The following is a 24,617-nucleotide window of genomic DNA, read 5'->3' as shown; positions in this document are numbered from 1 at the left end:
CGCCCGCCTGCCCGCATGCCGAAGGGAGCACGGAGAACTCCAGCGCACGCAGCCGACCGGATCCGCGACCACCTCGTACGCGGCGATCCGGCCGTCGTCGACCCTGATCAGCAGGGCCAGGACCAGGCGTCCGTGCCGTCGGTGACCCCGCCACGTATTACCAGGGCGGCGCGCAGGGGTACGTCGACTGTCCGGCCGCGGGCTGAGCGCGCGAGGAGTCACGCACCAGGAGGCCCGCCGGTACGACGACGGGGCCCGGCGGCGGTCCGGGGGCGCCCTCGATCAGGTCGACGAGGAGGCCGACCGCGGCGCGCGCCGTCCGCTCCGGGTCAAGGGTCACCGTGGTCACGGGCGGGAGCGTCGCCGCGTACCCGGGGTCCTCGCTCGCGCACACCACCCGCAGCTCGTCCGGGACCCGCAGTCCGAGGCGGGCCGCGGCGGCCAGGAGCTGCCGGCCGCCCGGGTCGTACGCCGCGTACACGGCGTCGGCGCGGTCCGGGCCCTTCAGCAGCGCGTCGAACGCGCGCCCTTGGCCGTCCGTCACGTCGAAGGGCACGACCAGCGGACCGGCGCCGCGCTCCGCGCACCATCCGGCGTACGCCGCCGTCACCGCGCGCGCGTAGTGCTCGTCGCCGTGGCCGGACTGCAGGGCGACGCGGCGGGCGCCGGACGCGGCGAGATGGTCGAGGACCTCGCGGGTGGTGGCCTCGTGGTCGTTGTCGACCCAGCGGTCGCCGGGGCGCGGGTCGCCGGGGACGCCGTCGAAGACGAGCGGGATGCCGCGGGCACGCAGCGCGTGCACCATCGGGTCGCCGCGCGGGCTGTCCATGATCAGCATGCCGTCGACGGCGAGGCTGTGCCACGTGTCGTCGGCGGCGCGGTCGGCGGGCAGCGTGGTGAGGGCGTAGCCGCGTGCGTGGGCCGCGGAGGTGGCCGCGGTGACGGCGCGCGAGAAGTAGGCGACCTCCGTGTAGTTCCAGGCGGTGGGGAACGTGGTCACGGCGATGCCGAGCGTCCGCGTGCGCGGGACGGTGCGGCGGGTTCCGTAGCCGAGGGCGGTGGCGGTCTCCCGCACCCTGCGGCGGGTGTCGGCGCCGAGGCGGCCCGTGCCGTTCAGGGCGTGCGAGACCGTCGCGGTCGATACCTCCGCCGCACGGGCTATGTCGGTGAGGGTGGGCCCTGGCACGGCGGTCATCCTACGGATTCCCTGTGCCAGGGGGCAGTGCCTCCACGGAATCCGTTGTGGTGGGCGGCTTCTGGTTAACGCGTTACTCGCGGAGTGTGCCGGGTGCGGGTCGACGGTTCGTCCCCGTGCCGCCGCTTCAGGGCGGGCCTTTCCCCCCCCCACTCACCCGATCACCCCGAGGAGCCCCGATGCCGTCCGCGCACATCCCTCGCCGTACTCTCCTCGCCGCCGCCGGCGCCACCGGCGTCGTCGCCCTGGCCGGCGCCTCCGAGGCCGTCGCGTCGCCCCGCCGCTCCGCCGCCCTCGTCGTGCACAACTCCCGTGTGTTCAGCGGTACTCGGGGGCACGCCTCCGCGCAGGCCGTCGCCGTCGGGCGGGACGGGAAGATCCTCGCCGTCGGGCGCGACGCCGCCCTCAAGCGGTTCATCGGGCGGGACACCGAGGTCGTCGACGGGCGTGGCGGCACCCTCATGAGCGGCATCCACGACGGGCACGCCCACCCGATGGGCGCCGCCGACCGTTCGCTCAAGCCGTCACTGGCGGGGGCCGAGCAGACCGTCGAGGAGCTGCGCACGACGCTCACCGGGTTTCTGAAGGACTCCGGCGACCAGGAGCCCGACGGGTGGCTCGTGGTGGAGGACTGGAACCCGGTGGGTCTGCTGCCGCACGGAACCGCGCCGCACCACTCCATGCTCGACGCCCTGCCGACCCGGCGGCCCGTGGTCCTGATCGGCGGCGACGGGCACAACCTCTGGGTGAACCAGCGCGGCCTGGACATCGCGGGGATCACCGCCACCACTCCGGAACCGGCCGGCGGCAAGATCGTCAAGGATGCGGACGGCAAGCCCAGCGGTGTGCTCAAGGACGACGCGCAGCCCCTGGTGACCCGGCACGTCCCCGAGCCGGATCGCGAGCAGCTCGTGGCCGCCGCCGCGAAGATCTTCGCCGAGGCCGCCGCGTCGGGGATCACCACTTTCATGGAAGCGGTCGTCGGCAAGCGCGAGCTGAGCGTCTATCAGACGCTCGCCGAACGCGGCGCCCTGCCACAGCGCGTCGTGCCCGCGCTGCGGATCGACTCGGACCTGACCAAGGACCCGAAGGCGGCCCTGGAATTCGCGCGCGGGCTGCGGCGCGACTTCGGTGACGTACGGGGACTTCGCTTCGGCACCGTCAAGGTCTTCCTCGACGGGGTCATCGAGTACCCGGCGCAGACCGCGGCGCTTCTGAAGCCCTATCTCGACAAGGACGGCAGGCCCACCGACCACCGCGGAGACCTGTACGTGTCGGCGGCGGACTACGGCCGGCTCACCGCCGCCTTCAACGAGGACGGCTGGCAGATGCACGCGCACGCCATCGGCGACCGCGCCGTGCGCACCTCCCTCGACGGGTACGCGTACGCCCTGCGCGCGACCGGGGCGCGCGGCCTGCGCAACACCACCGCCCACCTCCAACTCGTCGACCCCGCCGACCTGCCCCGCTTCGCCCGCCTCGGCGTCATCCCCTGCATGCAGCTCCAGTGGGCCACCCGCAACACCTGGACCATGGACGCCCTGCTGCCCTACATCGGTGCCGGGCGGCACCGTTGGCAGTACCCGGCGCGCAGCCTTCAGCGGCACGGGGCGCGGCTCGCCGGTGGCTCGGACTGGCCTGTCGATCCGCTCCAGGTGTGGAACCAGGTGCGTACCGCCGTCGACCGTTTCGGGGCCGATGGCGAGGGTGCCCTGTACCGCGAGGAGGAGGGCCTCAGCCGCTCGTCCGCCCTGCTCATGCACACCCTCGGCACGGCGCGACAGCTCCGTATGGACCACCTGACGGGGTCGGTGGAAACGGGAAAGTCGGCCGATCTGGTGCTGCTGGACCGCGATGTGACGCGGTGTCCGGTGGCCGATATCAGCTCCTCCGAAGTGCGTCTGACGTTGACCGGAGGCACAGTGGTGCATGACGCCGACTCGTCGGCCGGGCGCGCTGCCGCCGCCCGGGTGACGCGCGCGGCGGCCATGCCCCGGCTCACGGCGCAGGCCGCGGTGCACGGGGGGCGGCACGCCTCGTGCGGATGCGGCTGACCTGGCACGGGCATGTGGCGTACGGAAACGACGTACGGGAACTTCCGTACGGAATCGGTTGTTTCCCGCACCGAATCGGTCGTTTCCCGGATGGCCTACCCCAGCGCGTGCGTCATCTCATATCTGAGATAACCTGCGGAACATGGCAGACGATTACCTCGTACGTATCGGCAAGCTCATCCGCGACGCCCGTCAGCACAGGGGCTGGACGCAGTCGCAGCTCGCCGAGGCGCTCAGCACAAGTCAGAGCGCCGTGAACCGCATCGAGCGCGGCAACCAGAACATCAGCCTTGAGATGATCGCCCGTATCGGCGAGGCTCTCGACAGTGAAATCGTCTCGCTCGGGTACGCGGGGCCCATGCATCTGCGCGTGGTCGGCAACCGCCGGCTCTCCGGATCGATCGACGTCAAGACGAGCAAGAACGCCTGCGTGGCGCTGCTCTGTGCCTCCCTGCTCAACAAGGGACGCACGGTGCTGCGCCGCGTGGCGCGCATCGAGGAGGTCTACCGCCTCCTCGAGGTCCTCGGTTCGATCGGCGTCCGCGCCCGTTGGATCAACGACGGGGTCGACCTGGAGATCGTGCCGCCGGCCAAGCTCGACATGGAGGCGATCGACGCGGAGGCCGCGATCCGGACCCGCTCGATCATCATGTTCCTTGGTCCGCTGCTGCACCGCATGGACCGCTTCAAGCTGCCGTACGCGGGCGGTTGCGACCTCGGCACCCGCACGATCGAGCCGCACATGATCGCGCTGCGCCGCTTCGGTCTCGACATCGCCGCGACCGAGGGGCTCTACCACGCGGAGGTCGCGCGTGACGTCGTCCCGGACCGCCCGATCGTGCTGACCGAGCGCGGCGACACCGTGACCGAGAACGCCCTGCTCGCCGCGGCGCGCAGCGACTGCACGACCGTCATCCGCAACGCCTCGTCGAACTACATGGTCCAGGACCTGTGCTTCTTCCTGGAGGCGCTCGGCGTCAAGGTCGAGGGCATCGGCACGACGACCCTCACGGTGCACGGCGTGCCGGACATCGACGTGGACGTGGACTACTCGCCGTCCGAGGACCCGGTCGAGGCGATGAGCCTGCTCGCCGCGGCGGTCGTCACGGAGTCCGAACTGACCGTCAAGCGCGTCCCGATCGAGTTCCTGGAGATCGAGCTCGCGGTCCTGGAGGAGATGGGGCTCGACCACGACCGCACGGCGGAGTACTTCGCCGACAACGGCCGTACGCGCCTGATCGACCTCACCGTCCGGCCCTCCAAGCTGGAGGCGCCGATCGACAAGATCCACCCGATGCCGTTCCCCGGCCTGAACATCGACAACGTCCCCTTCTTCGCGGCCATCGCGGCGGCGGCGCAGGGCAAGACGCTGATCCACGACTGGGTCTACGACAACCGCGCGATCTATCTGACCGACCTGAACCGGCTCGGCGGACGCCTCCAACTCCTCGACCCGCACCGGGTCCTGGTGGAGGGCCCGACCCGCTGGCGCGCCGCCGAGATGATGTGCCCGCCCGCGCTGCGGCCCGCCGTGGTCGTGCTGCTCGCGATGATGGCCGCCGAGGGCACGTCCGTCCTGCGCAACGTGTACGTGATCAACCGTGGCTACGAGGAGCTGGCCGAGCGGCTCAACTCCGTGGGCGCGCAGATCGAGACGTTCCGGGACATCTAGCACGCTCCGGGAGATCGTCTCTCCCGCTACGACTGGGCAACGATCGCCGGTGGTCACTGGAGATGCGCCAGGGCGCGGTGTTGGGGTGGGCGCATGAGAGATCGCGCGCCCGTTCCCGGCATCCGCGCCCTTGTCGCGTGCGTGCTCTGTGCCTCGCTGGCCCTGCTCACGGCGGGGTGCGGCGAGCAGGCCTCCGGCGACGGCAAGGACGCGCGGAGCTCCAAGGGCGGCGGCAATCCCGTGTCGACCCCGACCGCTTCGCGTCCGGTGCCCTCCGACGGCAAGGGCTCCAAGGACCCGGACGACATCAACGGCGACGGTCACCGCGACCTGCTCGTCGCCGTGCCGTCCCGCGACGAGAACAAGGAAGGGCGGACCGGCGTCGTCTTCGGCTCCGCGAAGGGGCTCGACCCCTCGACCCACGCCGTGTACGACTACGCCCCCGGCACCGTCGTCACCGCCGACCTGGACGGCGACGGCTATCCCGACTTCGTCCACAGCGACTGGGTCGAGCATCGGGAGGTGCTGAACGTGGACTGGGGCAGTCCGAGCGGGCCCGAGACCGACGGGACGGCGACCCGCCTCAGGACACCCGGCGGCGATCCGGGCGACACCCTGACCAGGCCGGTGCGGGGCGACTTCGACGGGGACGGCCACCACGACATCGCGGCGCTCCGGCAGGACGGGTCCGTGACCCTGCTGTACGGCCCCTTCGCCCGCTCCGGCGCCCCGGCCCGCACCGACACCCGGCCCCGCGGGGGCGGCTGGCTGGCCGCGGACGACATCGCCCCCTCGGGCAAGCCGCGCGCGACCGGCCTCCTCGTCCACGTGGGCGACGACGGGGAGCAGACGAGCGGGGTGCTCTACCCGGCGCGCGACAAAAGTGGCCTCTCCCGCACGTCCGTCGCCTTGCGCAAGGGCAACGCGGTGGCGTTCGGCGACTTCGACGGGGACGGGGCCCGGGATCTGGCCATCGGCGACAACGGAAGCCGCAACAACGAGCCGGACACGGGAGAGGACCCGGAGACGATCGCCTCGCTCGCGGTCTACCCCGGCAAAGGCGGCGCCCCGGTCACGCACAAGATCCCGCCGAGCCGCAACTCCTACTACGGGCCCGGCGGTTACACGTCCGCGGACCCTGACGGCGACGGCAAGGACGGCATCCTCGTCGCCACGGACAAGGGTGCGCTGCTGCTGGAGGGCGAGAAGGGCCGCACCAAGGTGCTCCGGGAGGGCCCGGCCCGCGTCGACGGCAAGAAGACCCCCGCAGAGTGGCGGCACGCGCGCCCGTACGCCGCGGCCGACTTCGACGGCGACGGCAAGGAGGAGCTGATCCTGAACTGGGGCAAGGGCACGCTCTTCGGCCTCTACGGCGAACGCCCCACGCACTGGTGGCTCACCAACGGCACAACACCGCGGGACAAGACGGCCTTCACCACAACATCCTTCACGGGCCGCAACTGAGCGGCCCCACAAGAGGCGCGGGGCACGCGCAACAGGCCCCACCGGCCCGCAGGCGCCTCACCACACCCGCCCGGCAGACCGCCTGGGCGCCCCACAAGGGGCGCGGGGAACTGCGCGATCAGCCCCCACCGGGCCCGCGCCACGCGGATCAGTCGATGACCGCCACCCCGTCCAGTTCCACGAGGCACTGTTCGTCCCAGAGTCGGACCGCGCCGATCACCGCCATGGCGGGGTAGTCGCGGCCCGCCAACCGCTTCCAGATGCGGCCCAGTTGGGGCGCCTGGGCGCGGTAGTCCGCGACGTCCGTGGCGTAGACGGTGACGCGGGCGAGGTCGGCCGGGGTGCCGCCCGCGTGGCGCAGGGCGGTGAGCAGGTTGGTCAGCGCACGCTCGAACTGCTCGGGCAGGGTGGTGCCGGTGACCTTGCCGTCGCCGTCGAGCGCGGTCTGGCCCGCGAGGAAGACGAGACGGCCGCCGGTGACGGTGACGGCGTGCGAGAACCCGGTGGGCGGGGAGAGTTCGGCGGGGTTGACGCGTTCGAGGCTCATGCGGTGGGCTCCTCGGCGGTGGCGGGCAGGGTCGTGGGGTGAGCAGCTGACGGCTGAGCGGCGGACGGCTGAGCAGTGGACGGCTGAGCGGCGGGCGGCTGTGCGGCGTACAACTCCTTGGCGATGATGGTCCGTTGGACCTCGCTCGCCCCTTCGTAGATGCGCGGCGCCCGCACCTCCCGGTAGAGGTGCTCCAGCAAGTGCCCCCGCTGCAAGGCGCGTGCGCCATGCAGTTGCACCGCCGCGTCCACGACGTACTGCGCCGTCTCCGTGGCAAGGAGCTTCGCCATCGCGGCGCGTCGGGCGATGTCCGGTTCGCCGCGGTCGTACGCGGCGGCTGCCGCGTGCACCATCAGGCGGGCCGCCTCGGTCCGGGTGGCCATCTCGGCGACCTGGTGGGCCACCGCCTGGAGATCCTTCAACTTGCCGCCGAACGCGTCCCGTTCGGCGGTGTGCGCGAGGGTGGCGTCCAGGGCTGCCGCCGCCATGCCGACCGCGAACGCGCCGACGCTGGGGCGGAAGCGGTTGAGGGTGGTCATGGCGACGCGGAAGCCGCGGTCGGGTTCGCCGAGCACGTCCTCGCCGGTGACGGTCACGCCGTCGAAGGCGAGTGCGCCGATCGGATGCGGGGAGAGCATGTCCAGGGGCGTGCCGGTGAGGCCCGCGCGGTCGGCGGGCACGAGGAAGGCGGTGACGCCACGGGCTCCGGCGCCGGGGGTCGTGCGGGCGAAGACGGTGTAGAAGTCGGCTTCGGGGGCGTTCGAGATCCAGCACTTCTCGCCGGTGAGCCGCCAGGCGGACGGGCCGTCCGGTGCGGCGCTCAGCGCGAGCGCGGCGGCGTCCGAGCCCGCCCCGGGCTCGGAGAGCGCGAAGGCGGCGACGGCGTGCCCCGCACGGGCGGGCGCCAGCCACTGTTCGCGCTGCCGCGCGGTGCCGAACGCGGCCACGGGGTGCGCGCCGAGCCCTTGCAGGGCGAGCGCGGTCTCGGCCTCCGTACAGGCGTAGGCGAGAGACTCGCGCAGGAGGCAGAGCCCCAGGGCGCCGGATGTGGCGTGCGGGGCGCGGGACGGAGGGCCGGCGCCGGCCCCCTCCCCCGCGAACAGCCGGTCGAGGAGACCCAGTTTCCCCAGCGCCTCCACGAGCGGTCGGTTCACGCGCCCCGGCTCACCCTTCTCCGCCAGCGGGCGCAGCCGCTCGTCCGCCAGTGTGCGCAGCTCCGCACACCAGGCCGTTTGTTCCGGATTGAGCGAGAATGCCGTCATGCCGGGCCCCTCCTCTATCGCGCACCGTTGACTGCCGTCACCAACACGATACGCTCGTTGCGCGAGCTCACCACAAGCCCGAACGGCAAGGGGGCGACCCGCTGTGGACGCCAAGAGTGCACTCCGACTCCACCCATCGGCTCACGTGGACACCTTCGCCCGGGATCATCTCCCGCCGCCGGAGCAGTGGCCCGCGTTCGTCCACGACCGGCCCGAGCTGCACTACCCCGATCGCCTCAACTGCGGCGCCGAGCTCCTGGACCACACGGTGGAGCGGTTCGGCGGCGACCGGCCCGCGTTCCGCTCGGGCTCCGGCGACGTGTGGACGTACGACGAGCTGCGGCGCCACGTCGACCGGATCGCGCACGTCCTGACCGGCGAGCTCGACGTCCTGCCCGGCCAGCGCGTCCTGCTGCGCGGCCCCACCACGCCTTGGCTCGCGGCCTGCTGGCTCGCGGTGATGAAGGCGGGCGCGGTCGCGGTCACCGTCCTGGCCCAGCAGCGCCCGAACGAACTGGCCACGATCTGCGAGATCGCCGAGGTCCGCCACGCCCTGTGCGACGCCCGCGCCGTGGACGACCTGATCAAGGCCGGGATACCGGGGCTCGGCGTCACCACCTTCGGCGGGGAGGCGGACGACGACCTGACGGCGCGCGCCGCCCGGCAGCCGGAGGTCTACGAACCCGTCGCCACCTCCGCCGACGACGTCGCGCTCATCGCCTTCACGTCCGGCACCACGGGCCGCCCCAAGGGCTGCATGCACTTCCACCGTGACGTGCTCGCCATCGCCGACACCTTCGCGCGCCATGTCCTGAAGCCGGGCCCCGACGACGTGTTCGCGGGCAGCCCGCCGCTGGGTTTCACCTTCGGGCTCGGCGGCCTCGTCATCTTCCCGCTGCGCGCCGGCGCCTCCTCGCTCCTGCTCGAACAGTCGGGGCCGAGGCAACTGCTGCCCGCGATAGCCGAGCACGGCGTGACGGTGCTCTTCACGGCGCCGACCGCCTACCGCGCGATGCTCGACGAGCTGGGCAAGCCGGACGCCCCGGACGTCTCCACCCTGCGGCGCTGCGTCTCCGCGGGCGAGAACCTGCCCGCCGCCACCTGGCAGGCCTGGCACGAGCGCACCGGGCACCGCATCATCAACGGCATCGGCGCCACGGAGCTGCTGCACATCTTCATCTCCGCCGCCGACGAGGCGATCCGCCCCGGCACCACGGGCCGCCCCGTCCCGGGCTGGCACGCGCGCGTGGTCGACGACTCGGGTGCCCCGGTGCCGGACGGCGAGCCCGGCCTGCTCGCCGTGCGCGGCCCGGTCGGCTGCCGGTATCTGGGCGACGAGCGGCAGCTCCAGTACGTACGCCACGGCTGGAACGTCACCGGGGACACCTACGTCCGCGACGCCGACGGCTACTTCACCTATGTGGCCCGCGCGGACGACATGATCATCTCGGCCGGTTACAACATCGCGGGCCCGGAGGTCGAGGAGGCCCTCATGCGTCACCCGGACGTCCTGGAGACCGCCGTCGTGGGGCTCCGCGACGAACTGCGCGGCCAGAAGGTCGTCGCCTACGTCGTCCCGCGCGCGGGCGCCGAACGGGACCCGGACCGGCTGCGCGAGTTCGTCAAGGGCGAGCTCGTGCCGTACAAGTGCCCGCGCGAGATCGTCTACCTGGACGCGCTGCCCCGCACCGCGACAGGCAAGCTGCAGCGGTTCCGGCTGCGGGAGCCCGGGACCGTAGAGTGATCACGTGTCCGAGCAGCACACTCCACGGTCCCTGATCGTCACCTTCTACGGCGCCTACGGGCGCGCGGCCCCCGGCCCGGTGCCCGTCGCCGAGCTGGTCAGGCTCCTCGCCCCGGTCGGCGTGGACGCCCCGTCCGTGCGCTCGTCCGTGTCCCGGCTCAAGCGGCGCGGGCTCCTCCTCCCCGCGCGGACGGCCGCGGGCGCGGCGGGGTACGCCCTGTCGCCGGACGCCCGTCAGCTCCTGGAGGACGGCGACCGGCGCATCTACGCCTCTCCCCCGGCCGCGCGGCAGGACACCGGCTGGGTGCTCGCCGTCTTCTCCGTGCCGGAGTCCGAGCGCCAGAAGCGGCACGTGCTGCGCTCGCGCCTCGCCGGACTCGGCTTCGGGACGGCCGCTCCGGGGGTGTGGATCGCCCCCGCGCACCTCTACGAGGAGACGCGGCACACCCTGGAGCGCCTCCAACTCGCCTCGTACGTCGACCTGTTCCGGGGCGAGCACCTGGGCTTCGCGGCGACGGCGGAGGCGGTGGCCCGCTGGTGGGACCTGTCCTCCATCGCCAAGGAGCACGAGGCGTTCCTCGACCGGCACGAGCCGGTGCTCAGGACCTGGCAGGGACGCACTGACACCCCGGCGGACGAGGCGTACCGCGACTATCTCCTCGCCCTGGACTCCTGGCGCCGACTCCCGTACGCCGATCCGGGCCTGCCGGGTGAACTCCTGCCGGACGGATGGCCCGGCGACCGTTCCGCCGAGGTGTTCACGGCACTCGACGGACGGCTGCGGGACGCGGGGGCGGGGTTCGTCAACTCCCCAGCGTGAGGCGGGGCTTGGGGCCGTCCGTACGCCCCGTCTGCGGGCGGCGGCTGCCCGCGCCGTACTGCACGGGCCAGGCGACGCCCGGTCCGGTGTAGCCCTGCTCGGCCGCCGCGTGCAGGGTCCAGTGCGGGTCGTACAGATGCGGGCGCGCGAGCGCGCACAGGTCCGAACGGCCCGCCAGGATCAGCGAGTTGACGTCGTCCCAGGAGGAGATGGCGCCGACGGTGAGGACGGGGACGCCGGTTTCGTTGCGGATGCGGTCGGCGAACGGGGTCTGGTAGGAGCGGCCGTACGCGGGACGTTCGTCGGAGACGACCTGGCCCGTGGAGACGTCGATCGCGTCGGCGCCGTGCGCGGCGAAGGCACGGGCGATCTCGACGGCGTCGTCCGCGGTGGTGCCTCCGTCGGACCAGTCGGTCGCGGAGATACGGACGGTCATGGGCTTGGCCGCGGGCCACAAGTCCCTTGTCGCGTCGAAGACTTCGAGGGGGAAGCGCAGCCGGTTCGCCAGGGAGCCGCCGTACTCGTCCGTCCTGTGATTGGTCAGCGGCGAGAGGAAGCCCGAGAGCAGATAGCCGTGCGCGCAGTGCAGTTCGAGGAGGTCGAATCCACCGCGCTCGGCCCGCCGGGCGGCGTCGGTGAACTGCTCGCGGATCTCGGCGAGCCCGGCCCGGTCCAGCTCGTGCGGGCGCTGACTGTTCGCCTTGTACGGGAGGGGCGACGGCGCGACCAGCGGCCAGTTGCCCTCGTCGAGGGGTTCGTCGATGCCCTCCCACATCAGCCTCGTCGAGCCCTTGCGGCCCGAGTGGCCGAGCTGGACGCCGATCGCGGTGCCGGGCGCCTGGGCGTGCACGAAGTCGGTGATCCGGCGCCAGGCTTCGGCCTGCCCGTCGGTGTAGAGGCCCGCGCAGCCCGGCGTGATGCGGCCGCGCTCGCTGACGCACACCATCTCGGTCATGACCAGGCCCGCGCCGCCGAGCGCCCGCGCGCCCAGGTGGACGAGGTGGAAGTCGCCGGGGACGCCGTCCACCGCGGAGTACATGTCCATGGGGGACACGACCACGCGGTTGCGCAGGGTGAGGTCGCGCAGGCGGAAGGGCGTGAACATCGGCGGCGTACCGTCCGGGCAGCCGAACTCGCGCTCGACGGACTCGGTGAAGTGGGCGTCGCGCAGCCGGAGGTTGTCGTGGGTGACGCGGCGGCTTCGGGTGAGCAGGTTGAAGGCGAACTGGCGCGGCGGCTGGCCGAGGTAGTCCGGGAGCCGCTCGAACCACTCCAGGCTCGCGCGGGCCGCGCGCTGCGTGGACTCGACGACGGGACGGCGCTCCGTCTCGTACGCGGCGAGGGCCTCGGGGATGCCGGGCTGCTCCTGGAGGCAGGCGGCCAGCGCGAGCGCGTCCTCGACGGCGAGCTTGGTGCCGGAGCCGATGGAGAAGTGGGCGGTGTGGGCGGCGTCGCCGAGCAGCACCGTATTCCCGTGCGACCAGCGCTTGTTGACGACCGTGCGGAAGTTGATCCAGGCGGAGTTGTTGCCGCGCAGGGAACGGCCGTCGAGCGCGTCGGCGAAGATCTTGGCGCAGCGTTCGGTCGACTCGCGCTCGTCGAGCTCCGCGAACCCGGCCGCCTCCCACACCTCTTCGCGCATCTCGACGATGACGGTGGACTGACCGGTGGATTCGCCGGTGCCCGCCGTGGTGAACGGATAGCCGTGCAGCTGCATCACGCCGTGCTCGGTCTCGGCGATCTCGAAGCGGAAGGCGTCGAAGGCGAAGTCGACGGCGAGCCAGATGTAGCGGCAGCGGTGCGTCTCGACGCTCGGCCCGAAGGCCTCGGCGTGCGCCTCGCGCGTGAGGCTGTGCACGCCGTCCGCCGCGATCACCAGGTCGTACGCGGCGGACAGCTCGGCTGCGGGCGGCGCCTCGGCACGGAAGCGCAGGTCGACGCCGAGGTCCCGGCACCGCTCGTGCAGGATGCCGAGCAGCCTGCGCCGCCCGAGCGCCGCGAAGCCGTGCCCGCCCGAGGTGTGCCGGGTCCCCCGGTGCACGATGTCGATGTCGTCCCAGCGCACGAACTCCGCCTGGAGCGCGGCATAGACGACGGGGTCGGCGTGCTCGATGCCGCCGAGCGTCTCGTCCGAGAGGACGACCCCGAAGCCGAAGGTGTCGTCCGGGGCGTTGCGCTCCCAGACGGTGATCTCGCGTTCCGGGTCGAGGCGCTTGAGGAGGGCCGCCGCGTACAGCCCGCCGGGGCCGCCGCCGATGACGGCGATGCGGTGCGCCTCGGGCCGCGTCGCGCCCATCTCAGCGCCCCTGCCACTTGGGCGGGCGCTTCTCCGTGAACGCCGCGTGGAACTCCTTGTAGTCCTCGCCGGTCATCAGGAGGGCCTGGGTCGCCGCGTCCAGCTCCACGGCGGCGGCGAGGGGCATGTCCAGTTCGGAGGTGAGCAGCGCCTTGGTCTGCGCGTGGGCGAGGGCGGGGCCGTCGGCGAGGCGGCGGGCCAGTGCCTGTGCGGCCTCGGGGGCCTTGCCCTCGTCCGTCAACTCGCTGATGAGGCCGATCCGTTCGGCTTCGGGGGCGCGCACGGGGTCGCCCAGCATCAGGATGCGGGTGGCGTGGCCGAGTCCGACGACGCGGGGCAGGAGGTACGCCGCCCCCATGTCGCCGCCCGACAGGCCGACCCGCGTGAAGAGGAAGGAGAACCGCGCCGAGGGGTCCGCCACCCGGAAGTCGGACGCGAGGGCGAGCACGGCGCCCGCGCCCGCGGCCACCCCGTGCACGGCGGTGACCACCGGGAAGGGGCACTCGCGGAGGGCGCGCACGACCTGTCCCGTCATGCGGTTGAAGTCGAGGAGCTGCGCGGTGTCCATGCCGAGGGTCGCGCCGATGATCTCGTCGACGTCACCGCCCGAGCAGAAGCCGCGCCCCTGGCCGCCGAGTACCAGGGCGCGCACGGACTTGTCGCGGGACAGCTCGGCCAGGAGATCGCGCAGGTCGGCGTAGGCGCCGAAGGTGAGCGCGTTCAGCTTGTCGGGGCGGGCGAGGGTGACCGTGGCGACCCCGTCGTCGACCTCGAAGCGCAGGTGCTGCCAGTCGGGGGTGCGGGGGGCGGAGCCGGTGAAGGGACTCATGGCGACGTGCGGCCTCCTCGGTAGGGGCGGCGGCGGTCCAGCTCTTGACGTTTGCGCTGCCTCTCGAAGTTATCACCCGTCCGTGACTGTCGTCACGAGCGCGCGATAAACGACGTGCCTCACAAGCCCCGACGGGAACTTAAATCTGGATATGCACGTCTTTTCACATGAGGCACCCATGGGCCGGACGTCCCGGAAATGCCCGACCGTCGACCCTGTCGACATAGCGCTTAAGATTCGTACGGTTGAAAGCAGGACCGCCTGCTGCCCTGAACGGACACGCCTTGCCCGAACCCTCCGCTCCCACCTCGTGGCGCATCGCGCTGCCGCACACCACCGCGGCAGTACCGATCGCCCGTGCGCTGGTGCGTACCGCGCTCACGGAGATCGAGTCGCCCGCCGACAGCGATACCGCCGAGCTGCTCACGGCCGAGCTGGTGGCGAACGCGGTGGAGCACACCTCGGGGCACGACCCGATAGAGCTCGTCATCGAGCTCCTGCCGACCGGCTGCCAGGTCGAGGTCCATGACTCGAACCCGCTGCCGCCCGGCGATCTCAGCGATCCCGGTCCGATGTGCGAACCCGACCCCTGGCAGGAGCACGGGCGCGGCCTGCTCCTGATCCGCACCCTCAGCTCGTCCTGCGGTCACCGCCCGACCGGGTCCGGCAAGGCGGTCTGGTTCACGCTCCCCGCGGCGTAGCCGGCTCGGCGTCGGCGGCCTTGCCGAGCCGGGAGTGACGGCGTCCGTACAGCGCGTACACCAGGGAGCCCACGACCAGGAACACGGCGAACTGCACCCACGTCGTCCAGCCCGTTCCCCAGATCAGATAGAGGCAGAAGCCCACGCCCAGGACCGGGCTCACCGGGTAGAACGGCACCCGGAAGGTGCGCTTCAGGTCCGGCGCCGAGCGGCGCAGCGCGAGCACCGCGACATTCACCACGACCATGATCGCCAGCGTGCCGATCGTCGTCAGGTTGACCACCACGTCGAGCGACGAGAAGGCGGCCGGGACGGCGAAGACCGCGGCGACGATCCAGGTGTTGGCGACCGGCGTCGACGTCTTCGGCGACACGCGCTCGAAGACGCGCGGGATGAGTCCGTCGCGGGACATCGACATCAGGATGCGGGTCTGCCCGTACATCACGGCGAGGACCACGGACGCGATGGCCACGACGGCGCCGAAGGCGATGATCCCGCCGCCGACCGCCGAGTCGGTGACCTGGTTGACGACCAGCGAGAGCGCGGCGGGCTTGTCGGCGACCGCGTCCGCTCCCAGTGCGCCGATGGCCCCGAGGGCGACGGCGACGTACAGCAGCGTGGCGACTCCGATGCAGATCAGGATGGCGATCGGGATGTTCCGGCGGGGGTTCTTGACCTCTTCGCCCGCCGTGGTGATCGCGTCGAAGCCGATGAACGAGAAGAAGGCGAGCGAGGCGCCCGCGGTGATGCCGGAGGCTCCGGCGCCCGCGAAGGGGGTGAGGTTGCCGGCCTTGAACGCGGTGAACGCGATCGCGAGGAACAGCAGCAGAATCCCGATCTTGAGCATGGCCATGGCGGCCGTCGCCCGCGCGCTCTCGCGGATGCCGCGCACGAGCAGCACGGCGGCAAGGAGGATCACGACCACGGCGGGCAGGTTCACGATGCCGCCCTCGCCGGGCCCCGCGGACAGCGCGTCGGGCAGGTGCCAGCCGGTGAGGCTTTCGAGCAGCTCGTTCAGGTACTGGCTCCAGCCGACCGCCACGGCGGACACGGAGACGCCGTACTCCAGAAGCAGGCACCACCCGACGAGGAACGCGGTGCGCTCGCCGAGCGAGGCGTACGCGAAGGAGTACGAACTGCCGGAGACCGGGATCGCGCCGCCCAGCTCGGCGAACGAGAAGGCGGTGAAGATGCAGGTGATGGCGGCCAGGATGTACGAGACGGCTACCGCGGGGCCCGCCTCGGCGACGCTGTCGGAGAGGCCGACGAAGATGCCGGTGCCGACGATCGCGCCGACGCCGAAGCACACGAGCTGGAACAGGCCCATGGTGCGCTTGAGGCCGTGGCCTTCCAGGTCGGCGCCTGATTCGGCGACGAGGAGTTCGGGGGACTTGATGCGGAGTCCTGCCGGACCGGTCGAGCGCATGCGGTGGTTCTCATTTCGGTGGTGCTGGGGCGCGGCGGGGGGTTGTGCCGCAAAAAAGCAGGGCCGGGGGAAGGTGTTCCCCGGCCCCACCTGTGTGAGCGTGCTGGTAACGCGTTCAGGCGAGCGTGGCGACGAGGACCGCCTTGATCGTGTGCAGGCGGTTCTCGGCCTCGTCGAAGACGACGGAGTGCGCCGACTCGAAGACCTCGTCGGTGACCTCGAGAGAGCTTAGTCCGTGCCGGGCGTGGATCTCGCGGCCGACCTTCGTGCCCAGGTCGTGGAAGGCCGGGAGGCAGTGCATGAACTTCACGTCGGCGTTCCCCGTGGCCCGCAGGACGTCCATGGTCACGGCGTACGGAGCGAGGGCCGCTATGCGCTCGTCCCAGACCTCCTTGGGCTCGCCCATGGAGACCCAGACGTCGGTCACGACGAAGTCGGCGCCGGCGACGCCCTCGGTGACGTCCTCGGTGAGCGTGATCCGGGCGCCGCTGCCCTCGGCGAGCTCGCGGGCCCGCGCGACGATCTCGTCGGCGGGCCAGTAGGCCTTCGGCGCCACGATGCGTACGTCCATGCCGAGGAGCGCCGCGGTGACCAGGTACGAGTTGCCCATGTTGAGACGGGCGTCGCCGAGGTAGGCGAAGGTGATCTCGGTGAGGGGCTTCGCGCTGTGCTCGGTCATCGTGAGCATGTCGGCGAGCATCTGGGTGGGGTGCCAGTCGTCGGTCAGGCCGTTGTAGACGGGCACGCCCGCGTGGGCGCCGAGCTCCTCGACCGTGGACTGGGCGTCGCCGCGGAACTCGATGGCGTCGAACATCCGACCGAGCACCCGGGCGGTGTCCTTCACGGACTCCTTGCTGCCGATGTGGGACCCGGCCGGATCGAGGTACGTCGTCGACGCGCCCTGGTCGGCGGCGGCGACCTCGAAGGAGCAGCGCGTCCGCGTGGAGGACTTCTCGAAGATCAGCGCGATGTTCCTGCCACGCAGACGCTGTGTCTCGGTCCCCGCCTTCTTGGCCGCCTTCAGCTCGGCGGCGAGATCGATCAGGCCGCGGAACTCCTCGGCGGTGAAGTCCAGCTCCTTGAGGAAGTGGCGGCCGGTGAGGTCGATGGCCATGATGGCGCTCCAGGGGTACGCGTACGGGGACACTGGAAGTCTATACGACGCTCCACATTTCTATACAGAGACATTGTCCCGCAGGTCCTGCGAGGCCGCCCGCCCCGCTGCCCGGCACCGGCTCAGTCGACGGCGTCCCGCTGCACCGGACAGCTCATGCACCGCGGACCGCCCCGGCCGCGCCCCAGCTCACTGCCCCGGATCTCGATCACCTCGATGCCCTCCTTGCGCAGATGCGTGTTCGTCGTCGAGTTCCTCTCGTACGCCACGACGACGCCCGGCTCGACCGCCAGCACGTTGCAGCCGTCGTCCCACTGCTCCCGCTCGGCCGCGTGCACGTCCTGCGTGGCGGTGAGGACCCGGATGCCGGGCAGCCCGAGGGCCGCCGCGATCGCCCGGTGCATGTGCTCGGGCGGATGGTCGGTGACCTTCAGCTCCCGGCCGTCGACGCCCGGCTCGATGGTGTACGAGCGCAGCATGCCCAGGCCCGCGTACTGCGTGAAGGTGTCGCTGTCGACCATCGTCATCACCGTGTCGAGATGCATGAACGCGCGTCTCTTCGGCATGTCCAGGGCCACGATCGTCTGCGCCGAGCCCGCCGCGAAGAGCTTGTGCGCGAGCATCTCGACCGCCTGCGGCGTGGTGCGTTCGCTCATGCCGATGAGAACCGCGCCCCGGCCGATCACCAGGACGTCGCCGCCCTCGATGGTGGAGGGGTAGTCCGACTGCCCCTGGGACCACATGTGGAATTCCTCGGCCCGGAAGAGCGGGTGGTGCTGGTAGATCGCCTCGAAGTGCACGGTCTCACGCTGCCGCGCGGGCCAGCGCATCGCGTTGATGGAGACACCGTCGTATATCCACGCCGAGGTGTCGCGCGTGAAGAGGTGATTGGGCAGCGGACCGAGCAGGAAGTCGTCCAGATCCATGCAGTGGAAGCGCACGGAGGTCGGCTCGGGGTGGCGTTCGAGGAACTCGCGCTTCGTCATCCCGCCGATCAGCGCTTCGGCGAGCTCGGCCGACGGCAACGTCTCGAACGCGGCCCGCAGATGATCCGTCGCCAGCGGGCCGTACTCCTTCTCGTCGAAGACCCGGTCGAGCACGAGCAGGCGTGCCCCGGGCACGTCCATCGCCTCGGTCAGCAGGTCGCCGAAGAGGTGGACGGCCACCCCGCGGTCGCGCAGCACGTCGGCGAATCCGTCATGTTCCTGGCGGGCCCTGCGGACCCACAGGACGTCGTCGAAGAGCAACGCGTCCTTGTTGGTCGGCGTGAGCCGCTTGAGCTCCAGATCAGGGCGGTGCAGGATCACGCGGCGCAGCCGCCCGGCCTCGGAGTCGACATGGAATCCCATGGAGTCCATCTTTCCCCTGCCGGACGGCCGACGCCCGTCGTTGACCAAACCCCGGGCCTCGTTGGCCGGAGCCCGGGGTCTCGGCGGCTGGAGCCCCGGGTCTCGTCGGCTAGAGACGCGGGTCCACCGGCTCCGACTCCAGGGCCAGGACCGCGAACACCGCCTCGTGCACGCGCCACAGCGGCTCACCGGCCGCGAGGCGGTCCAGGGCCTCAAGCCCGAGGGCGTACTCCCGGATCGCCAGCGAGCGCTTGTGGCCCAGGAAGCGGCCCCGCAGCTTGTCGAGGTGGTCGGGGCGGGTGTACTCCGGGCCGTAGATGATCCGGAGGTACTCGCGTCCGCGGCACTTGATGCCGGGCTGCACGATCCTGCCCTTCGCGTCCCTGACCAGCGCCTCGACCGGCTTGACGACCATGCCCTCGCCGCCGCGGCTGGTCATCTCCAGCCACCAGTCGATGCCTGCCTGGACCGACGCCTCGTCGCCCGTGTCGACATAGAGCCGCCGGGTGGTCTGGAGGAGCCCGGTACCGTCGTGCTCCACCATGCGGTCGATCAGGCCGAGCTGTTCGTCGTGCGGGAGAGCGGCGAGGCTGCGTCCCTGCACGGCCAGGATCTGGAACGGCGCGAGACGCACGCCCTCCAGGCCCTCGGTCGGCCAGCAGTAACGGCGGTAGGCGTCCGTGAACGCGGCTGCGTCCATGGCTCGTTCCCGCTGCTTGGCCAGGAGTCCGCCGGTCTCCACCCCGCGCGCCGCCGCCGCTTCCAGGGCGGCGATCGCGCCGGGGAAGACGGCTCCGGACGCGGCACCCACGGCGGCGTACTGCGTGCGGAGCAGACCGGAGGCCTTCAGCGACCAGGGCATCAACTCCGCGTCGAGCAGCAGCCAGTCCGTGTCCAGCTCCTGCCACAGGCCCGCCTCGGTGACGGCGGTGCGCACGCGCCCGAGTATCTCCTCGGTGACCTCCGCGTCGTTGAAGAAGGGGCGGCCCGTACGCGTGCACAGCGAGCCGGTCGGGCCGTCCACACCGAAGCGCTCGCGGGCCACGTCCGCGTCGCGGCACACCAGGGCCACGGCGCGCGAGCCCATGTGCTTCTCCTCGCACACGACCCGGCCGACCCCGTCACCGGCATACGACGCGAAGGCCTCGGCCGGGTGCTCCAGATAGCCCTCACGCTGCGATGTCGCGGTGGGCGCCATCGTCGGCGGGAGGTACGGAAGGAGCCTCGGGTCGACGGCGAACCGGCTCATGACCTCGAGCGCCGCCGCCGCGTTCTCCTCGCGCACGGCGACTCGTCCCGCGGTTGGGGTCTCCCCTGCTCGAACGGAGTTGAGAGCTAGGGGAAGGGTCTCCACGGCGCGGCGGCCGTGCACGTCGTTCAGGTCGAGCGGCCGTCCGTCGTGACCGCCGGGAGCCTCGGTGCGCAGCGGCTTGGCCGGTTCGTACCAGACCCGCTCCGCCGGTACGTCGACCAGCTCGCGCTCCGGCCAGCGCAGCGCGGTGAGGCTGCCGCCGAACACGGCGCCGGTGTCCAGGCAGATGGTGTTGTTCAGCCAGGTCGCGGTCGGCACGGGGGTGTGGCCATAGACCACGGCGGCGCTGCCGCGGTAGTCCTCCGCCCACGGGTAGCGCACGGGCAGGCCGAACTCGTCGGTCTCACCGGTCGTGTCGCCGTACAACGCGTGCGAGCGCACCCGGCCCGACGTGCGCCCGTGGTACTTCTCGGGCAGGCCCGCGTGGCAGACGACGAGCTTGCCCCCGTCCAGGACGTAGTGCGAGACGAGGCCGTCCACGAACTCGCGCACGCTCGCGCGGAACTCCTCGCTCTCGGCCTCCAACTGCTCGACGGTCTCGGCGAGTCCGTGCGTGTGCTGGACCTTGCGGCCCTTGAGGTAACGGCCGAGCTTGTTCTCGTGGTTGCCCGGTACGCACAGGGCGGTGCCGTCGCCGACCATCGACATCACGCGGCGCAGCACGCCCGGGGAGTCCGGGCCGCGGTCGACGAGGTCGCCGACGAACACGGCCGTACGCCCTTCGGGGTGCGTGCCGTCGACGTAACCGAGCTTGCCGAGCAGGGTCTCCAGCTCGGAGGCGCAGCCGTGGATGTCGCCGATGATATCGAAGGGGCCGGTGAGGTGTGAGAGGTCGTTGTAGCGCTTCTCGGTGACGATGGTGGCGTGGTCGACCTCCGCCACTCCCCTGAGGACGTGGACCTTCCTGAACCCCTCGCGCTCCAAGTGCTTGAGCGAGCGCCGCAGTTCGCGCTGGTGGCGCTGGATGACGCGGCGGGGCATGCCGGCCCGGTCGGCGCGCTGTGCGTTGCGCGCGGCGCAGACCTCCTCGGGCACGTCCAGGACGATGGCGATGGGCAGGACGTCGTACTGCCTGGCGAGCTCGATCAGCTGCTTGCGGCTCTCGCTCTGCACGTTGGTCGCGTCGACGACGGTGCGCCGGCCCGCGGCGAGGCGCTTGCCCGCGATGTAGTGCAGCACGTCGAAGGCGTCGCGGCTCGCGCCCTGGTCGTTCTCGTCGTCGGCGACGAGGCCGCGGCAGAAGTCGCTGGAGAGCACCTCGGTGGGCTTGAAGTGCTTGCGGCCGAAGGTGGACTTGCCGGAGCCGGTGGCGCCGACGAGGACGACGAGGGAGAGATCGGTGACGGGCAGCACCCGCCCCGCGTGAGCGGCGGCTGTACTGGTGCCGGCGCTGGTGCTGTCGCTGGTTTCGTTCGTCATGCCGCCTGCACCTCCTTCGCGTTCTTGTCGGTCTGGTCGGCCCTGCTGGCCTGGACGGTCTTGTCGGTCTGGTCGGTCTGGGTGAAGACGGCCATCTGGGTGGGCGGGCCCACCTCGGGGTCGTCGTCCCCGACGGGCACGAACTCCACCCCGTACCCGTGCCGTTCGGCGACCTGGCCGGCCCACCCCCGGAACTCCTCGCGCGTCCACTCGAACCGGTGGTCGCCGTGCCGGACATGCCCGGCGGGGAGCGTCTCCCAGCGGACGTTGTACTCGACGTTCGGCGTCGTCACGAGCACGGTGCGCGGGCGCGCCGAGCCGAACACCGCGTACTCCAGGGCGGGCAGCCGCTCCTCGTCGAGGTGCTCGATGACCTCGCTGAGCACGGCGGCGTCATACCCCTTGAGCCGCTTGTCGGTGTACGCGAGCGAGCCCTGGAAGAGCTTGACGCGCTCGGCCTGCCGCTCTCCCATGCGGTCGAGCTTCAGCCGTCGCGAGGCGATGGTCAGCGCCCTCATCGACACATCGACACCGGCGATCTCGGTGAACCGGGTGTCCTTGAGCAGCGCCTGCACCAACTGGCCCTGCCCGCACCCGAGATCGAGCACGCGCCCGGCCCCGGCCGCCGCCAGCGCCGCGAGTATCGCCTCACGCCGCAGCACGGCGAGCGGTACGGCCTTGTCCGCGCCCTCTTCGGCGTCCGGCTCGGCGCCCTCGCCATCGGCCGCCTCGTCGACAACGTCGTCGACCGCGTTGTCGAGGGCGTCGACATCCGTGTCGTCCGCGTCGGCGAGCCGCACCAGCTCGAGCCGGTGCATGGCCTCCCTGGTCAGCGACCAGCGCCGCGCCAGATAGCGGCTGGTGATGACCTTCTGCTCGGGGTGGTCCGCGAGCCAGCCCTCACCGGCACGCAGCAGCTTGTCGACCTCGTCCGGTGAGACCCAGTAGTGCTTGGCGTCGTCGAGCACCGGGAGGAGGACATAGAGGTGCCGAAGCGCCTCCCCGAGGGTCAACTTCCCGTCGGGCACGTCGAGTACGAGGTGGACGTACCGCGAGTCGCCCCACTCGGGGAACTGCTCGTCCAACGGCACGCGCGTCACCGTGACCGTCCAGCCCAGCGGCTCGAACAGCTTGCGCACCAGGTCCGCGCCGCCACGCGCCGGCAGCGCGGGCACCTCGACGTGCAGCGGCAGCGGCTGCCTCGCCCGCTCGGGCCTCGCGTTGCACACCCCGCGCATGGCGCTGGAGAACACCGCGCTCAGGGCCACGGCGAGCAGCGAGGAAGCGGCGTAGGGCCGGTCGTTCACATACTGCGCGAGCGCGGCGTCGGGTGCCCCGCCCCGCCCCTTCCCCTTGCCCCGCCGCACCAGCGCCACGGGGTCCACCTCAAGCAGCAGCGCGGCGGTGCAACGCTCCACGGACGCCTCGGGGTACAGGACGTGCGCGGTGCCGTACGACGTGGAGAAACGCTGCGCCTTGTCGGGATGCTTGTGCAGCAGGAACCCGAGGTCGGTCGCGGGGCTGTCAGGGGTACCGGAGGTACTGATCGTCAGGAACACGGGTATGCCTCGAAACGCAATCTGAACTGCGGAAACTTACGGGTTGCGGCTCCAGCGCGCCTCTAGACCGTACAGCGGACACCACTGACTCACTCAGGGGTTTTTCGCCCCCTCGTGACCCGTCAGCCCTCCGCCCAGCCGTGGCTCCTGCCGTGCTGCACCAGGTGCTCGCGGAGCTGCTTGATCTGCTCCCCGGTCATCCACGGAGCCGCCTCAAGGAGCAGCTCGGTCACCTCGAACGAGTACTCCGCGACGCTGAGCACATCGCAGGTCGGCTCCTCGCCGTCGTCGAACCCGGCGGCCGACGCCTGGACGGACGGCGGCACCTGGGCCCGGCCGCCCGCGAACGGCGCTGCCGTATGCGCCTGCGCCCCCGCGGGGAGCCGGACGGACGACGCCTTGGGCCCGCGCTCACCCTCCTCGATCTCGAACTCGACCCGCGCCCCCGTGTGCACCAAGGGCTCCGGGATCAGCAGGTCGTTGGCATGCAGGAACACGTCCTCCCCACCATGCTCCGGGGCGATGAACCCGTACCCCCGCGCGCCGTCGAACCGGACAACTCTGCCAGCGACCATCTCGTCCCCAACCCCCACCGCGACACCGTCCCCGGGCCCCTCGCCCGGACAACCAGTGCCGAAGCCTAGCCTCCGGGCCCCCGCGCCACACGGCCGCGCGGCCCCTCACGTGCCTGGGGCGACCCGCCGCAACACGGCTCACGGACGACTGAAACCGCATCGGCCGTCCGGGCAAGATGGCTGTATGGACCTTCGAATCTTCACCGAACCGCAGCAGGGTGCGACCTACGACACGCTCCTCCGCGTCGCCAAGGCCACCGACGACCTCGGCTACAGCGCCTTCTTCCGCTCCGACCACTATCTCGTGATGGGCTCCTCCGACGGTCTTCCCGGCCCCACGGACGCCTGGATCACCCTCGCCGGACTGGCCCGTGAGACCCGGCGCATCCGGCTCGGCACACTGATGACGGCTGGCACCTTCCGGCTGCCCGGCGTCCTCGCGATCCAGGTCGCGCAGGTCGACCAGATGTCGGGCGGCCGCATCGAGCTCGGCCTCGGCTCGGGGTGGTACGAGGCCGAGCACGCCGCGTACGGAATTCCCTTCCCGAAGGAGAAGTTCGGCCGCCTGGAGGAACAACTCGCCATTGTCACCGGCCTGTGGGAGACCCCGGTCGGCGAGCGCTTCACCTTTGACGGCACCTACTACCAACTCTCCGATTCCCCCGCTCTTCCCAAGCCCGCGCAGCCCAAGGTGCCCGTCCTCATCGGCGGCCACGGCGCCAAGCGGACACCCGCCCTCGCGGCCCGCTACGCGAGCGAGTTCAACATTCCCTTCGCCTCTCTCGCCGATACCGAGCAGCAGTTCAAGCGCGTGCGCGCCGCCGCGGAGGAGATCGGCCGCAACTCCGACGAACTCACGTACTCCAACGCCCTGGTGGCCTGCGTCGGCAAGACGGACGCGGAGGTGAAGCGCCGTGCCGACGCCATCGGACGGGAGGTGGACGACCTGAAGGCGAACGGGCTGGCGGGCTCCCCGGCCGAGGTCGTGGAGAGGATCGCCGCTTACCAGGCCGTCGGCTCGCAGCGCATGTACCTCCAGATCCTCGACCTGGACGACCTCGACCACCTGGAGCTGATCTCCTCGCAGGTCATGTCGCAGCTGACCTGACCGCGCCGCGGCCGCCCCTGGGTCGAGCCGTGCCGGTGGAGTCGGCCCCTGCCGCGCTCGTGTCAACTCCACCGGCCCCCGCGGTCGCGTGCCGCCCCGGCCGGGTGAAATTCCGTCAACCAGGCATCCGGTGTGGCCCCGCCCCAGTGACCCGCCACCGCGGATGATCGT

General features: G+C 71.6%; 18 protein-coding genes. 7 read left to right on the top strand and 11 right to left on the bottom strand.

What is annotated here, in order from left to right; translation table 11 throughout:
* Positions 1-157: 157 nt before the first annotated feature.
* On the bottom strand, positions 158-1,195 hold the full coding sequence (locus ACWFRU_RS08935; protein WP_453685436.1) for a LacI family DNA-binding transcriptional regulator: 1,038 nt from the start codon (positions 1,193-1,195) through the stop codon (positions 158-160).
* A gap of 179 nt (positions 1,196-1,374) precedes the next feature.
* Between ACWFRU_RS08935 and ACWFRU_RS08930 the strand changes: the two genes are divergently transcribed.
* The 3 genes from ACWFRU_RS08930 to ACWFRU_RS08920 all read left to right on the top strand — a co-directional run bounded on the left by ACWFRU_RS08930 (position 1,375) and on the right by ACWFRU_RS08920 (position 6,385).
* Complete coding sequence (locus ACWFRU_RS08930; RefSeq protein WP_453685435.1) at positions 1,375-3,249, top strand: amidohydrolase; 1,875 nt, start codon at positions 1,375-1,377, stop codon at positions 3,247-3,249.
* Between the two features lie 142 nt (positions 3,250-3,391).
* Positions 3,392-4,921 (top strand): helix-turn-helix domain-containing protein, encoded by a 1,530-nt coding sequence (locus ACWFRU_RS08925; RefSeq protein WP_453685434.1) that lies wholly within the window; start codon positions 3,392-3,394, stop codon positions 4,919-4,921.
* Positions 4,922-5,014: 93 nt separating this feature from the next.
* A complete protein-coding gene (locus ACWFRU_RS08920; protein ID WP_453685433.1) occupies positions 5,015-6,385 on the top strand; it encodes an FG-GAP repeat domain-containing protein in 1,371 nt (456 codons plus the stop codon).
* A gap of 148 nt (positions 6,386-6,533) precedes the next feature.
* Here the strand turns inward: ACWFRU_RS08920 and ACWFRU_RS08915 are convergent, their stop codons facing one another.
* Positions 6,534-6,932 (bottom strand): RidA family protein, encoded by a 399-nt coding sequence (locus tag ACWFRU_RS08915; protein ID WP_453685432.1) that lies wholly within the window; start codon positions 6,930-6,932, stop codon positions 6,534-6,536.
* The gene (locus tag ACWFRU_RS08910) at positions 6,929-8,194 is read right to left on the bottom strand and encodes an acyl-CoA dehydrogenase family protein (RefSeq protein WP_453685431.1); all 1,266 of its coding nucleotides are present in this window, start codon (positions 8,192-8,194) and stop codon (positions 6,929-6,931) included. The genes ACWFRU_RS08915 and ACWFRU_RS08910 overlap by 4 nt, the downstream gene beginning before the upstream one ends.
* Positions 8,195-8,297: 103 nt before the next feature.
* On the opposite strand from ACWFRU_RS08910, the gene ACWFRU_RS08905 reads away from it, so the two are divergent.
* Both ACWFRU_RS08905 and ACWFRU_RS08900 read left to right on the top strand, forming a co-directional pair.
* A complete protein-coding gene (locus ACWFRU_RS08905) occupies positions 8,298-9,938 on the top strand; it encodes an AMP-binding protein (protein WP_453685430.1) in 1,641 nt (546 codons plus the stop codon).
* Positions 9,939-9,942: 4 nt separating this feature from the next.
* Positions 9,943-10,758: a PaaX family transcriptional regulator gene (locus tag ACWFRU_RS08900; RefSeq protein WP_453685429.1), complete on the top strand. Its 816-nt coding sequence runs from the start codon at positions 9,943-9,945 to the stop codon at positions 10,756-10,758.
* Here ACWFRU_RS08900 and ACWFRU_RS08895 read toward each other — a convergent pair.
* Complete coding sequence (locus ACWFRU_RS08895) at positions 10,742-13,054, bottom strand: bifunctional salicylyl-CoA 5-hydroxylase/oxidoreductase (RefSeq protein ID WP_453685428.1); 2,313 nt, start codon at positions 13,052-13,054, stop codon at positions 10,742-10,744. The two genes, ACWFRU_RS08900 and ACWFRU_RS08895, sit on opposite strands and share 17 nt — an antisense overlap.
* A 1-nt stretch (position 13,055) precedes the next feature.
* Positions 13,056-13,883: an enoyl-CoA hydratase family protein gene (locus ACWFRU_RS08890; RefSeq protein ID WP_453685427.1), complete on the bottom strand. Its 828-nt coding sequence runs from the start codon at positions 13,881-13,883 to the stop codon at positions 13,056-13,058.
* A 284-nt stretch (positions 13,884-14,167) separates the two neighbouring features.
* On the opposite strand from ACWFRU_RS08890, the gene ACWFRU_RS08885 reads away from it, so the two are divergent.
* Positions 14,168-14,584, top strand: coding sequence for an ATP-binding protein (locus tag ACWFRU_RS08885; RefSeq protein WP_453685426.1), 417 nt, complete (start codon positions 14,168-14,170; stop codon positions 14,582-14,584).
* On the opposite strand, the gene ACWFRU_RS08880 is transcribed toward ACWFRU_RS08885, so the two are convergent.
* From ACWFRU_RS08880 to ACWFRU_RS08855, 6 genes are all read right to left on the bottom strand, one after another.
* The gene (locus ACWFRU_RS08880) at positions 14,565-16,010 is read right to left on the bottom strand and encodes an amino acid permease (protein ID WP_453685425.1); all 1,446 of its coding nucleotides are present in this window, start codon (positions 16,008-16,010) and stop codon (positions 14,565-14,567) included. The genes ACWFRU_RS08885 and ACWFRU_RS08880 overlap by 20 nt on opposite strands.
* A gap of 115 nt (positions 16,011-16,125) precedes the next feature.
* Complete coding sequence (argF, locus tag ACWFRU_RS08875) at positions 16,126-17,124, bottom strand: ornithine carbamoyltransferase (RefSeq protein ID WP_453685861.1); 999 nt, start codon at positions 17,122-17,124, stop codon at positions 16,126-16,128.
* A 122-nt stretch (positions 17,125-17,246) separates the two neighbouring features.
* A complete protein-coding gene (locus ACWFRU_RS08870; protein ID WP_453685424.1) occupies positions 17,247-18,473 on the bottom strand; it encodes an arginine deiminase in 1,227 nt (408 codons plus the stop codon).
* Positions 18,474-18,582: 109 nt separating this feature from the next.
* On the bottom strand, positions 18,583-21,204 hold the full coding sequence (locus ACWFRU_RS08865; RefSeq protein ID WP_453685423.1) for a polynucleotide kinase-phosphatase: 2,622 nt from the start codon (positions 21,202-21,204) through the stop codon (positions 18,583-18,585).
* The gene (locus ACWFRU_RS08860) at positions 21,201-22,763 is read right to left on the bottom strand and encodes a 3' terminal RNA ribose 2'-O-methyltransferase Hen1 (protein WP_453685422.1); all 1,563 of its coding nucleotides are present in this window, start codon (positions 22,761-22,763) and stop codon (positions 21,201-21,203) included. Before ACWFRU_RS08860 ends, ACWFRU_RS08865 begins: the two co-directional genes overlap by 4 nt.
* 122 nt (positions 22,764-22,885) lie before the next feature.
* Positions 22,886-23,338, bottom strand: coding sequence for a cold-shock protein (locus ACWFRU_RS08855; protein WP_453685421.1), 453 nt, complete (start codon positions 23,336-23,338; stop codon positions 22,886-22,888).
* 184 nt (positions 23,339-23,522) lie between these two features.
* Between ACWFRU_RS08855 and ACWFRU_RS08850 the strand changes: the two genes are divergently transcribed.
* Positions 23,523-24,446: an LLM class F420-dependent oxidoreductase gene (locus ACWFRU_RS08850; protein ID WP_453685420.1), complete on the top strand. Its 924-nt coding sequence runs from the start codon at positions 23,523-23,525 to the stop codon at positions 24,444-24,446.
* Positions 24,447-24,617 lie beyond the last annotated feature (171 nt).

Source organism: Streptomyces sp. NPDC055099 (assembly GCF_053607685.1).
The sequence above is the reverse complement of the archived record's forward strand: the minus strand, read 5'-3'. Positions and strand labels throughout refer to the sequence as shown.

What these genes read in the sequence shown, in the direction of transcription:
- ACWFRU_RS08935 (WP_453685436.1), bottom strand. Translation starts at nt 1,195, where the DNA reads ATGACCGCCGTGCCAGGGCCCACCCTCACCGACATAGCCCGTGCGGCG.
- ACWFRU_RS08930 (WP_453685435.1), top strand. Translation starts at nt 1,375, where the DNA reads ATGCCGTCCGCGCACATCCCTCGCCGTACTCTCCTCGCCGCCGCCGGC.
- ACWFRU_RS08925 (WP_453685434.1), top strand. Translation starts at nt 3,392, where the DNA reads ATGGCAGACGATTACCTCGTACGTATCGGCAAGCTCATCCGCGACGCC.
- ACWFRU_RS08920 (WP_453685433.1), top strand. Translation starts at nt 5,015, where the DNA reads ATGAGAGATCGCGCGCCCGTTCCCGGCATCCGCGCCCTTGTCGCGTGC.
- ACWFRU_RS08915 (WP_453685432.1), bottom strand. Translation starts at nt 6,932, where the DNA reads ATGAGCCTCGAACGCGTCAACCCCGCCGAACTCTCCCCGCCCACCGGG.
- ACWFRU_RS08910 (WP_453685431.1), bottom strand. Translation starts at nt 8,194, where the DNA reads ATGACGGCATTCTCGCTCAATCCGGAACAAACGGCCTGGTGTGCGGAG.
- ACWFRU_RS08895 (WP_453685428.1), bottom strand. Translation starts at nt 13,054, where the DNA reads ATGGGCGCGACGCGGCCCGAGGCGCACCGCATCGCCGTCATCGGCGGC.
- ACWFRU_RS08890 (WP_453685427.1), bottom strand. Translation starts at nt 13,883, where the DNA reads ATGAGTCCCTTCACCGGCTCCGCCCCCCGCACCCCCGACTGGCAGCAC.
- ACWFRU_RS08880 (WP_453685425.1), bottom strand. Translation starts at nt 16,010, where the DNA reads ATGCGCTCGACCGGTCCGGCAGGACTCCGCATCAAGTCCCCCGAACTC.
- argF (WP_453685861.1), bottom strand. Translation starts at nt 17,124, where the DNA reads ATGGCCATCGACCTCACCGGCCGCCACTTCCTCAAGGAGCTGGACTTC.
- ACWFRU_RS08870 (WP_453685424.1), bottom strand. Translation starts at nt 18,473, where the DNA reads ATGGGATTCCATGTCGACTCCGAGGCCGGGCGGCTGCGCCGCGTGATC.
- ACWFRU_RS08865 (WP_453685423.1), bottom strand. Translation starts at nt 21,204, where the DNA reads ATGACGAACGAAACCAGCGACAGCACCAGCGCCGGCACCAGTACAGCC.
- ACWFRU_RS08855 (WP_453685421.1), bottom strand. Translation starts at nt 23,338, where the DNA reads ATGGTCGCTGGCAGAGTTGTCCGGTTCGACGGCGCGCGGGGGTACGGG.
- ACWFRU_RS08850 (WP_453685420.1), top strand. Translation starts at nt 23,523, where the DNA reads ATGGACCTTCGAATCTTCACCGAACCGCAGCAGGGTGCGACCTACGAC.